13 protein-coding genes are annotated in these 11,153 nt (G+C 38.9%); 7 read left to right on the top strand and 6 right to left on the bottom strand.

Annotated features, from left to right (window positions below; translation table 11 throughout):
• Window positions 1-246: 246 nt before the first annotated feature.
• Genes GARC_RS13755 through GARC_RS13745 form a run of 3 tightly spaced genes read right to left on the bottom strand, consistent with a single transcriptional unit; the run spans window position 247 to window position 1,805 of the window.
• Complete coding sequence (locus tag GARC_RS13755; RefSeq protein ID WP_007621099.1) at window positions 247-693, bottom strand: flavodoxin; 447 nt, start codon at window positions 691-693, stop codon at window positions 247-249.
• Window positions 694-733: 40 nt separating this feature from the next.
• A complete protein-coding gene (truC, locus tag GARC_RS13750) occupies window positions 734-1,480 on the bottom strand; it encodes a tRNA pseudouridine(65) synthase TruC (RefSeq protein ID WP_007621097.1) in 747 nt (248 codons plus the stop codon).
• Between the two features lies 1 nt (window position 1,481).
• Window positions 1,482-1,805: a YqcC family protein gene (locus GARC_RS13745; protein WP_007621095.1), complete on the bottom strand. Its 324-nt coding sequence runs from the start codon at window positions 1,803-1,805 to the stop codon at window positions 1,482-1,484.
• 79 nt (window positions 1,806-1,884) lie between these two features.
• On the opposite strand from GARC_RS13745, the gene GARC_RS13740 reads away from it, so the two are divergent.
• Window positions 1,885-2,910 (top strand): DUF3549 family protein, encoded by a 1,026-nt coding sequence (locus GARC_RS13740; RefSeq protein ID WP_007621093.1) that lies wholly within the window; start codon window positions 1,885-1,887, stop codon window positions 2,908-2,910.
• Window positions 2,907-3,212 carry a DUF3301 domain-containing protein gene (locus GARC_RS13735; RefSeq protein WP_007621091.1) on the top strand — a complete coding sequence of 102 codons (306 nt, stop codon included), beginning with the start codon at window positions 2,907-2,909 and terminating at the stop codon, window positions 3,210-3,212. The genes GARC_RS13740 and GARC_RS13735 overlap by 4 nt, the downstream gene beginning before the upstream one ends.
• A gap of 976 nt (window positions 3,213-4,188) precedes the next feature.
• On the opposite strand, the gene GARC_RS13730 is transcribed toward GARC_RS13735, so the two are convergent.
• Both GARC_RS13730 and GARC_RS13725 read right to left on the bottom strand, forming a co-directional pair.
• Complete coding sequence (locus GARC_RS13730) at window positions 4,189-4,836, bottom strand: hypothetical protein (protein ID WP_007621089.1); 648 nt, start codon at window positions 4,834-4,836, stop codon at window positions 4,189-4,191.
• Window positions 4,837-5,009: 173 nt separating this feature from the next.
• Window positions 5,010-5,378 carry a DUF3192 domain-containing protein gene (locus GARC_RS13725; protein ID WP_007621088.1) on the bottom strand — a complete coding sequence of 123 codons (369 nt, stop codon included), beginning with the start codon at window positions 5,376-5,378 and terminating at the stop codon, window positions 5,010-5,012.
• A gap of 184 nt (window positions 5,379-5,562) precedes the next feature.
• Here GARC_RS13725 and GARC_RS13720 point away from each other — a divergent pair, with 184 nt between their 5' ends.
• Window positions 5,563-5,865: a hypothetical protein gene (locus GARC_RS13720; RefSeq protein WP_007621087.1), complete on the top strand. Its 303-nt coding sequence runs from the start codon at window positions 5,563-5,565 to the stop codon at window positions 5,863-5,865.
• Window positions 5,866-5,907: 42 nt separating this feature from the next.
• Here GARC_RS13720 and syd read toward each other — a convergent pair whose 3' ends face one another.
• Complete coding sequence (gene syd / locus GARC_RS13715) at window positions 5,908-6,465, bottom strand: SecY-interacting protein (RefSeq protein ID WP_007621086.1); 558 nt, start codon at window positions 6,463-6,465, stop codon at window positions 5,908-5,910.
• A 137-nt stretch (window positions 6,466-6,602) separates the two neighbouring features.
• Between syd and queF the strand changes: the two genes are divergently transcribed.
• The 4 genes from queF to GARC_RS27330 all read left to right on the top strand — a co-directional run bounded on the left by queF (window position 6,603) and on the right by GARC_RS27330 (window position 11,084).
• Window positions 6,603-7,442, top strand: coding sequence for an NADPH-dependent 7-cyano-7-deazaguanine reductase QueF (gene queF, locus GARC_RS13710; protein ID WP_007621085.1), 840 nt, complete (start codon window positions 6,603-6,605; stop codon window positions 7,440-7,442).
• A gap of 41 nt (window positions 7,443-7,483) precedes the next feature.
• Complete coding sequence (gene ppnN, locus GARC_RS13705) at window positions 7,484-8,842, top strand: nucleotide 5'-monophosphate nucleosidase PpnN (RefSeq protein WP_007621084.1); 1,359 nt, start codon at window positions 7,484-7,486, stop codon at window positions 8,840-8,842.
• 110 nt (window positions 8,843-8,952) lie between these two features.
• Window positions 8,953-9,327: a DUF3192 domain-containing protein gene (locus GARC_RS13700; RefSeq protein ID WP_007621083.1), complete on the top strand. Its 375-nt coding sequence runs from the start codon at window positions 8,953-8,955 to the stop codon at window positions 9,325-9,327.
• An 11-nt stretch (window positions 9,328-9,338) separates the two neighbouring features.
• Entirely contained in the window at window positions 9,339-11,084 is a 1,746-nt protein-coding gene (locus GARC_RS27330; RefSeq protein WP_007621082.1) for an HDOD domain-containing protein, read from the top strand.
• Window positions 11,085-11,153 lie beyond the last annotated feature (69 nt).

Here is an 11,153-nt window from a genome sequence, read left to right as displayed (position 1 = left end):
GAAGTTAGCTTTAAAAGCAAAAGATATTGAACCACGGAGGGCACAGAGGCACAGAGGAAAAGAATGAAGAAAGGTTAAGACCAATTACCCAAATGATTGAGCATATGGCTCATCGATATTGTAAATTTTATCTTAACAATCTATTCGCTTTTCTCTGTGTAGCGAAGCGCTCTGTGTTCTCTGTGGTGAATTCGTTTTAAAAGCAAAAGATATTGAACTAAGTAGGACACAAAGTATAACCAAAATTCAGGTTAACGCTGGCAACAATGTTTCTGCCCATGCCACCACTTCGGCTTCTGGTTCGAGGGTTTCACAGGCATCGATCTCCAGTAGTTCTGTTATTGGTTTACCTTGTAATTCATTTAACAGTTCGAAAATTTGCCGTCCTGCACCGCAATACGTTTCGCCATAACTACTATCACCTAGACCTGCAACCGCAAAAGATTTCTGCTCCATCAAAGGGAATTCGTCACGTAAATCTTGAATAAAAAATTCTAAGTTCGGAGGTATATCCCCCTGCCCTGTGGTTGAACTAATAAATATCATAGAAGAAGCCTGGTTAAAGTCATTCAAAGTCGGGTCTGTGAATACTTCTGATGTCAAACCTTGTGCAATCAACATCGTATTAACCTCTTCAGCCACATGTTGTGCATTGCCATATACCGATCCTACAAAAATCCCGATCTTGCTCATATTAAGAGTCCTTAATTAAGTGAGGTGATACCCTGCACAGCTATAATGTATTTAATTTATGTAATTGATGGTGACTGACTTGCCATTTTTCTAGTAAATCGAAAAAACTTTTATCTAAATCACAGCGTAAAACTAATGGCGCTTCTGAAACTGGATGTGTTATCTGCATTGATTTGCAGGTCAAAGCCAATTGATTAAAGTTAAACTGTTGGCGTATAAATGTATTGTGTTTACCGTCACCGTGAGTGGTATCACCGACAATAGGATGGTTAATGTGAGCTAGATGCCGTCTAAGCTGATGTTTACGCCCCGTTTTAGGACTCAGTTGAACCAATGAATATCGAGCTGATGCATACTTGCTTACAGCAAAAGGCAATTCAAACTTATCTAGTCGATTAAAAAGTGTGACTGCCTCTTGTGCTGGTTTATCCAGCTTGGCCATTTTATCTGCGATTTTGTCGAGTTTTTCCTTGAGGGCGTAATCTATTTCCCCTTTATCTGCTATATGCCCTCGAACAATCGCCAGATAGGTTTTCGCAATTATTTGATTGGCAAACTGTTCACCTAATTTTCTAGCAACATCAGCAGATAAGGCAAACACCAATACACCTGAAGTTGGCCTGTCTAATCGATGCACAGGAAACACATATTGACCAATTTGATCCCGTAATAACTGTACCGCAAACTGAGTCTCATGTTTATCCAACATACTGCGATGCACTAATAACCCTGACGGCTTATTAATGGCGACTAAATATTCATCTTGATAAATAATAGATAACGGCATGTTATGAAACCCAAAATACTAAATCAATTTGTTTAATCACTTCTATAACCTCACGTCTATTATCCGCAGTGCCTAAGCTTTGTTCTGCCATTGGTAGTATCTTAAGGTTATTGGGTAGCGTTTTTTTAGAGCGGATTATTTCAGACATTTTGGGGATAAAAATAAATTGCAGCCATTGCTCGAACGGCATTGAATCGAAAGCAAAAGGCACCATACTTTGAAGGGCTTGATTTGAAGGTTTAGAGCTCGACCACAACATAGCGTCTCGCAGACTTTGTTCGAGTTTTATTATCAGAATTTCGACTTCTACATGACTACGTGGCATGATCAATAGCCATTACCTATGAAAATAACCAACACGTTTATTTTCTAACCGATTAATATTTAATAAGTTTTATAATAACATGAGTCAGATCAATACTATCAGCGAATTTTTACTTCAAGCTGGCACAGACTATCGGGTGTTTGATATGGCTCGTGGTATCAGACCCCTTGAGTCTCAAGCGTTTTTAGACGTAGAAAATGCGACTCTACCCGCTCCCTACCCCAGACAGCAGCATGCTTGGTTTGGGATTTTATTTTTTAACAAACAAATGAATAATGAACACTATATTTGGTTTGTAAAATTACCTCTAGATGAACAAGGCTTAGTGATAGGTGCCGCCAGACAACAATTTTTACAAATAGTAGTAGAAGCTTTGGGGCAAACACTAGATAAACAAAACAATGCAAATAATCAGTTGCCTGAAAATCCCTTTACCTTTATTCCTAATCAACAGCAGTTGGCTGACTTTAATAGTATCGCCAGGGTTGAATTAGCACTCCCTTTATCGGAGCACTTAGATTTAGTTGAACAATATTTAACACATCCTGAACGACACGACTGGCGTGCAGTTCCTTTGCAAGGGATCGCAGATTTTACCGCGTCCTTGCAGCATAGCGAACCCAAAAATTTGTTATTAAAACAATTTTTAACCCTAGCACCTGAAATGCAATATGCTTTGTGTGCATCCTTAGAAAATCATAAAATAGATGAAGATATTAGTGCCTTATTAATCAACTGGTATCACCAAGATCTAGAAGATGAACAAAGGCTACACAGTGTGCTTCGAGGACTGTGTCAAAGCCAAGCTAAAACAGCAGTCAATTCACTGTTATCTTCAGTACTTAATTGTGCAAATGGGCAAACAAGTGCAGCGCTTATGTTGATTGCAGCTAGGCATTGGCAATACTTGAAGGAGTTATCAATCCTGACTCTCTATGCCGAGCTATTGGCCAGTTGCGAAGAAGATACATTTATTGGGTTGTATTCTGACCTAGTACAAATACCAGAAATAAGGGAAGTCATGTTAGGAGTTTTACGCTGGCCTGAAAAGAGCCCACAGCTCACTCAGGCCATAGGTCAACTATTTGGTCAAAATACACCATGAATTTATATGATTTAATATTACTTATTGGCATTTTTTTATTGGCAGCCATGTTTTGGCGTTTTCGAGCCATTTCAGAAGCGGTCAAAACACAATTAGATGTCTACTGTGAAAGACAACAGTTGCAACTCATCAGTGTGGCAAGAGTAAAAACACGTCTAGGAAGTTATAGGGGTAAGCTTGATTTTCATAGTGACTTTGTTTTTGAATTTTCAGGTAATGGAGAAGATAGTTGTCAAGGTCAAGTGCAAATGATTGGTCTAAAAGTACAAAACATCGATACACCAGCCTATCGAGTTGAGTGATTTATCAGGGAAGTACATGGAATGCTTGTTGTATGAATAGCGGAAAATTTGTTGAATGGAAATAGTATAAGTCGACAAAAATGGAAAAGGCATGACTTGAAAGTTTTCAAGCCACGCCCTTAAAGAATTTTGAGGGTCCCTCTCTGCTGTCCGTTGCAAAATCTATCCTGAAAATTTCCGTATTACGCCCTTTCCCTCCGCTCTCGATCATCCCGATGAGCCACTCATCCTGAGTGTGTCCTTTATCCTTTTCATCCCACTTATCCAAATGGGGCACCTTACTGGTGTATCCTTATTCCCTTAACTAGCTGTTCCTTCGCTAGTCTCACATCACTGTGTATCCTAATCCATAAGCTTTACATCCTTGCAAAGCGCTCATCCTGAGCTCCCGTCCTTTATCTCGTATCCTATACGAGGCACAGTCCATTGTGATCCAAGTCCATAAGCTTTACGTCCTTGCAAAGCGCTCATCCTGAGTTCCTGTCCTTTATCTCGTATCCAATACGAGGCACCGTCCTTTGTGTTCCAAGTCCATAAGCTTTACGTCCTTGCAAAGCGCTCATCCTGAGTTCCTGTCCTTTATCTCGTATCCAATACGAGGCACTGTCCATTGTGATCCAAGTCCATAAGCTTTACATCCTTGCAAAACACTCTTCCTGAGTTCCTGTCCTTTAATGCACTGCCTTGTCGCATCACCTTCAATCCTGAAGTTGTCCAAATTCATCCTTGATGTCATCCTGACTCATCGTGTTTCCTTGTGACGGGTATAAAGATAGAGGATCTGAGAAAGTTTGCGAGGGGGGCAAAAAAGAAAAAAGAAAAATATTATGGATAGAAATTAAAGGAAGATATTTATTCTTTATAAAACAATAGGTTAAATAAAGTGTAAGTATAAAATCAATGACAATTGACGACTTCACTTACGTCTTTGTACGAAATCTCTTACACGGAGGAAGCTTTTTGCTTACAGTCTAGTTTATTGGATTTCACGAGGACGGAACATTAAGTGCCCTTTAATACGTCCCACTTCTAATTCTTCGACAAGATTGTAATTACCGTCTTCAAAAAAAGATAAACATTTAGGTAATGTCACATACATGGCGACTCCTTGACTATTAGGATCTTCGAGCATAATACCTTCAATTGCACTCATCAATACATGGCCTAAGCCATGATCTTGCTGGTCAGGATGCACACCAATCAGAGACAACATATGATAGTGCTCAGCAGGCACGCGTTCACGTACTTTAGTTTCTTTATCGACCATTTGTTTAGTACCTAAATACCCAGCAGTCAAAAGCATTTTTAATCGCCAATGCCAAAATCTATTAGGTCCTAACTCTGCATCAGGACTCACCAAACAAGCAACGGCAACCAGTCGGGCATCATCAAACAAACCAATCATAGGTTGTTTAGCTGACCAGAATGCATTTAATTCTTCTCTAATTGCTGAACGTAGACGGGACTCATACCCCTCTTTTTCGTATTGAAATATATCAACAAATAACGGGTCATCATGATAGGCAAGGTACAATATTGAGGCGGCAATTTTTAGATCTTCAGCGGTTAAGTAAACAGCTTTAATATTATCGACATCAGCCACTTGTTCTTCTAGTAATTCCATCATGAATAACACCTCTTATTTTTGCAAACACTCTACCCTATGGATGTTGACTTGTTAATAGTTTGTTGTAAATCAGCAAATTAAATATTGAAAATATACACAATGGAGCAGCTTATTAAATTAATCAACCTGAACTTTGGTTAAAAAACAAGCGACTCCATCAACAAAATCAACTAATGGCTTATCGCGTTGTAGGCGCTTTCACCCCATCCTACTAATACACTATTTTTAAACACTAGAGGCGTGCATTCGTTTTTTGTGGTGACTCCATCGCCTTCGATACGTTGCGTTCTGTAATATAACACCTGATATGTATCGTCGTTTTTTGCGTAAAACTCATTAAAATCTGCGATACCCATGCGATTTAAAATTTCGTCATAACTGACATCTTGTTGCAATCGTGAAATGTGTTTACGATTTTTCTGTTCTTTATCCTGCCAGTCAGAGTGATGCCCATAATCACCATCACCGTCTACTGAAATAACACACCCACTCAACCCTAGTGATAAACCAAATAATGCGGCTACGGCTAACTTGTTCATAGGTAATTCCTTAATATTTTTTATTTTAGGTTGCGACTAAAGATAGTCAATTTGGGAATGAGTATTCAAAATTGAGGCCAAGACGCTAACCTTTTGTTTTATATAAATATATGGTGATTACGAGAACAAGTGGTTAAAATAAATTAGCGCATTACGTAAAGTTTTAGGAGTTTTGACCAACAAAATGAGTAATATCGACTACATAATCAATCTGTGTTTTGAGATATCTGAGCAGGGTAAAACACCTTCCGTTGCCTTAATTAGAAATATGGCTCAACACCCTCTGGCGATCCCCGAAGTGATTAAAGGGTTACAAAAGTGGAAATCTAACCCTAGCGACCGCCCAAAAATTCACAAAAAACCAATAAATACTGGTGCAGTAACCAATCAATCATTACAACAACGTGTCGCCCAGTTGGAAGCTCAGGTAGCGACAATAATGCAAGAACTGGCCAAGATGTCGGATAATAGACCCAAGCCACCTTAAAATGCGCGATTCAGACATGGTGAGATAGTTTGGGTATAAGCGTTAATTTCGTGCAGGTGAAGGCTGTAAGGACTGAATGAAGCTCGCTAAATTAGGCGCTACCACTTCTTTTGGTAACAGACCGACTTGCTCAAGCAAAACTTCGCCACTAGTATTATCCACCGTTAGGATAAAATCATCTTGGTCTGTTAAAGCAATAAAGAGTGTTTCAGGCTGCTTCAACCTTCTTTTCATTAATATGTGACCAATCAAATTTTGCTGTAATCGTTCGAAATCGCCCTGATTCCATGGCTGTAACAATTGTAAATAACCTTTATTTGTCTCAGCACTTAAATTATCGCTCCAATATGCAGAATAATAGCTAATAACATCTTGATGGATTTTCATATCTAAAGCGGATGCTAAATCATCAAAATTAACTGCTTCAGTACGCTTAACAGGCAACCAGTTAACGCTATCACCTGTATTACCTGAAGCTGCATAGCAGTCAGATGGCCAATCATTGTCATACTCAACCATTAACATCTCCGGATGTTTTTTAGCTGCATCCATATACCTTTGGACAAATTCATCTAACGCAATTGTTACTTGTTCACTCATCAATACTCTCTTTCAACAACACCTTTTAGTCGCGTAATTTAACATCATTAGGAAAAAATGATATCTCAAGGTTTTGACAAAAGCAGTCATAGGGTAGACTGATTGAAATAACCTAGTTAGAACAATGATGAGTCAATGTGAGCGAAAAAATTGATAAACATACAATGCTTGCCGGATTAAGTTTAGGTAAAGCGACTGAATACCAAGAAATATACACACCAGACTTGTTGCAAGCTGTTCCTAGAAGCATGAACAGAGTCGAACTAAATTTAGCATCTGAATTACCTTTTTATGGAACTGATCGTTGGAATGGCTACGAATTATCTTGGTTAAATACTAAAGGTAAACCTCAGGTGGCGATTATGCGCTGCGAAGTCCCTGCATCTTCACCGAATTTAGTAGAGTCAAAATCATTTAAATTGTACTTAAATAGTTTTAACCAAAGCCAATTTGATTCCTTAGATTCAGTCACATTAGCCTTAACAAAAGACTTATCTCAATGCGCGGGAGAAAAGGTCAAGGTAACTTTATTCAAACCTGCAGAATTTTCTCAAATGCAAATTGCCAGCTTCGATGCAGTGTCTATCGACGATTTAGATATTGAGGTAAAAGGTTACCAACTCGATCCGTCTAATTTGACCGCAAGGGGCGAACTGATTAAAGAAACCCTAACCAGTGATTTACTTAAATCAAACTGTCTGATAACCAATCAACCTGACTGGGGTAGTGTTTTAATTCGTTATCAAGGTCAACAAATAAACCATGAAGGGTTATTGCGTTATCTTATATCATTCAGACAACATAATGAATTTCACGAACAATGTGTTGAACGTATATTTTGTGACATTATGGAGAACTGTAAACCCAATAAGTTAAGTGTCTACGCCAGATATACTCGACGTGGAGGCTTAGATATCAATCCATTTAGAAGCAACTTTGAACAAATATATCCAGAAGTTAGACTGGCTCGACAGTAACAACATATATTCACGAAAATAACTTAAAAATTTAGGTGGTTATGCACAAAATCCAACTCAATCCTGTAGGCGTAATGAGCCAACTATCTCAGCTAGAAGTTAACTTGCTTAGCGAAGCTACAGATAGGGACTTGTATAGATTGTTTCGAAATTGCTGTTTGGCTGTTTTGTATAGCGGTGCCGAAATCGATAATAGTGACAACATATTCGCACCCCACCGCGACTTTGCAGTCAATTTAATTAGCCGAGAAAGAGGGGTGAAAGTGGAGTTGGTCAACCCACCAGCCCTAGCCTTTGTGGATGGAGTATTGATAAAAGGTGTGCATGAACACATATTTTCTGTGCTGCGCGATTTATTACATATGGGAGCCAAGTATTCGGCAGAGGCTTTGCGGGTTACACCTGATTCTGCCTACATCACACACAGTGTATTTGATATATTGCGCCATGCACAAACAATCAAAAACACTGCAGAATTAAATATGGTGGTGTGTTGGGGCGGACATTCAATTGATACAGTAGAATACAAATATACTAAAGAAGTAGGCTATCAACTAGGCTTACGCAAACTCAACATTTGCACCGGTTGTGGGCCAGGAGCGATGAAAGGCCCAATGAAAGGAGCCACCATAGGTCATGCTAAACAACGCTATGAAAATGGCCGTTACTTAGGCCTAACAGAGCCAGGGATCATTGCAGCTGAGCCGCCGAATGCCATTGTAAATGAGCTTGTCATTATGCCTGATATCGAGAAACGCTTAGAGGCATTTATTCGCTTATCTCATGGGATTGTTATCTTTCCAGGAGGAGCAGGCACAGCAGAAGAACTGCTTTATCTCATTGGTATCATGTTAGATGAACAAAACAAAGAACAGGTATTGCCTATCATTCTCACAGGCCCTGAACACTGTAAAGCTTACTTTGAATCCATTGATTATTTTATAGGCGAAGCTTTGGGACCTGAAGCACAGAAGTTATATGAAATAGTCGTGGGCCGTCCGGAAAAAGTGGCGCAAATTATTAAGCAGAAACAAAGGTTAGTTAAAAATTATCGCAAACAAACTGGCGATTCTTATGATTTTAATTGGTCACTCAAAATTGCTGCTGATTTTCAGATACCTTTTATTCCAAATCATAGCAGCATGGCAGCACTCAATTTACACTTTGAGCAACCTAAAACCGAACTTGCTGCAGCTTTGAGACAAGTATTCTCAGGGATAGTCGCGGGAAATGTAAAGTCAGAAGGTGTAGCTTTGATAAAAGAACACGGCCCCTTCCAACTAACAGGAGATCCCAAACTAATGAAATTAATGGACAATTTATTAGAATCTTTTGTTGAACAACAAAGAATGAAACTGCCAGGCAGTAAATATATACCTTGCTATCAAATAACTGAATAATGAAAAGCTAGCGCTGATTAAGCTAAGTTAACAAAAATTTACGTTCAACTCACTGCAATCAATCAACTATTTTTATATGATTGCATTGGGTAAATATTAGAAAGAAACACATGAATAAAAAAGTAGTGAAGAGAATTATTATTGGTGTTGGTTTATACGCTGTTTTTGTCATGGCCGTTATCATGCTATATCCAGATACCCCTCATAATATGGACTGGGAAGACCGCCAAGCATACAACAAAGTCAAAATATCTCAGCTTGAGCTGGGCCAACAAAAAAAACAAATACTCGAATTATTGGGTAGCCCTGACATCACAGAGGCGAAGCGAAATAATAATAAAGAACTACAAGTGATGTTTTATCGTACTCAGCACAAACAAGCCGATGGGATCACCACAGAAGACGAATGCACAGCTCTTCTTTTTGAGAACAACGAGCTTATTGCGTGGGGTGATAGTGCCTATCAATCCTATATTGATGGTTAAATAAAGTTTCTATGTCAGCAGAAATAGTTAAGCAACACTATATTGCTCTGGCAAAGTTACTCAAAATTTATCGCACAGCTCCTTTAGACAGAACTTTAATCAAAGCTTCACATGATTTTTGTAAAAGCTTGTATAGTGCAGCCAAGAAACATCCCGAGCTGATTTTTGCACAACCGCAACTGTATAAACCTCAACTACCCTTTATCGTCAATCTCACGTTCAATTCGGCAGTGTTAACCTGTTTATTAGCTGTTAGAAACAAGTTTGATCCCTCGGTCACTATTCAATTAATGTGTGGCTCGCTCAGTATCTATGCTTTAGAACAATCATCCATAGAAGAACACTACCAAACAGATAAAGACAATCAAAAGTCGCTAACAAACAAGCTCGGCCTTAGAAATGCCAAGTTTTCTCAATTACTAAAATCAAACCAGCAGCAAATCTGGTTATCCACTTACCTTCTTCGCTCGCATATTCATTTAACTCATTATCCTCGCACTAGTCTGACTAGCCCTATAACAGCCTTAGCTTATATGGCGAATAAATTCGCGTTATTAGGTACACCTAATACACAAAAGCAAGCTATTAGTTTTGCACACATCATTAAACGCTTAAGCTTAGAGTGTTGTCCAAAATGGTATGAGTTGCTTACCCCATTACTACAATATCCAAGTGTTTCGCCACTAGGTAGCTATATTCGATTAAAAGATGGTTCAATCCACATGGTATTATCCCTAAGTAGTAAAGGGCTAATCACTAAACCTATACCTAGCAAACCTTCTGTTGTAGTGCAATCCGATAAGGCAGATATTCAGCTCACAACAGTAGAACAAGTGATACATAGTTACCCTTGTCAGCAACTAAAAAGTTTTACTCGCCTTAATCAATGGTGGGGCGCTGACTTGATGGATTGCATTGCCAATAATAAAGAGCATGGGCTTATACCTGCATTTGATCCAATACTGCCAGTCCAGGCAGCCCCTGCGTCCTTATTGGTCATTCAAGACCAACTGAACCACATCAATGCCGACATAAAGGTGATCACTAAAGCCATTGAAAAAGAACCCGCTTTTGCACATCAACTGCAAGTTTCTGCGTCTATTAGTAACCGACAAAAGCAGCCAGTACAAAACATTCAACAAAGCTTAGCCATGCTTGGTTTTGAACGAACTAACCACATTTTAATACAGCACGCCTTATTATCTCGACTTAACCAACAGTACTTTCCTCTACAACAAGCGCTCTTAACCTTCAGTCAGTTTTTTGTATTTATCGTAGCTGAACTAGCGACAAAAATTAAGCTTGTTTCGCCCGAATTAGCCCGCACAACCGCCTATTTTTTAGTGTCGAGATTGTTTACCTTACCTTCTATTCGTTCTTTGAACCACTGGGAAAAATCCGCACTTGCAAGCTTTAAATTGGCAGATCTAATAAAGGTAAAAGAAACCCAAAACCTCAAAAAGGACGGGTTTTTACTCGCCAATGCATGGCAACAAAACAAACAAATGTTAGAGGTATTGCAGCACTACGATTTAATAATGCAGAAGCAAGATAATAAGTGCTCTACCCGTCAATATTGTTATCTACTTGGACTCAGTTTAACCCTAGCCCAAGAACATTATTTTTCAGACCTAACACGCTCTAAGGAGACAGAAATCTACTTCAATGCAGGATTAATTGAGCTAGGCATGAGCCAAACAGAAGTAATGAATATGATGGCTAACATAACCACAAATGCTTGCTGCCAGCTAGAGTAAATACCTCTGATTCTTATGGGTAGGATTTATACCAATATCAATAAAGATGATTACTTTACGAACTTAACG

This window comes from Paraglaciecola arctica BSs20135 (assembly GCF_000314995.1).
Classification (GTDB): Bacteria; Pseudomonadota; Gammaproteobacteria; order Enterobacterales; family Alteromonadaceae; genus Paraglaciecola; species Paraglaciecola arctica.
This window is presented reverse-complemented; position numbering and strand designations above follow the sequence as displayed.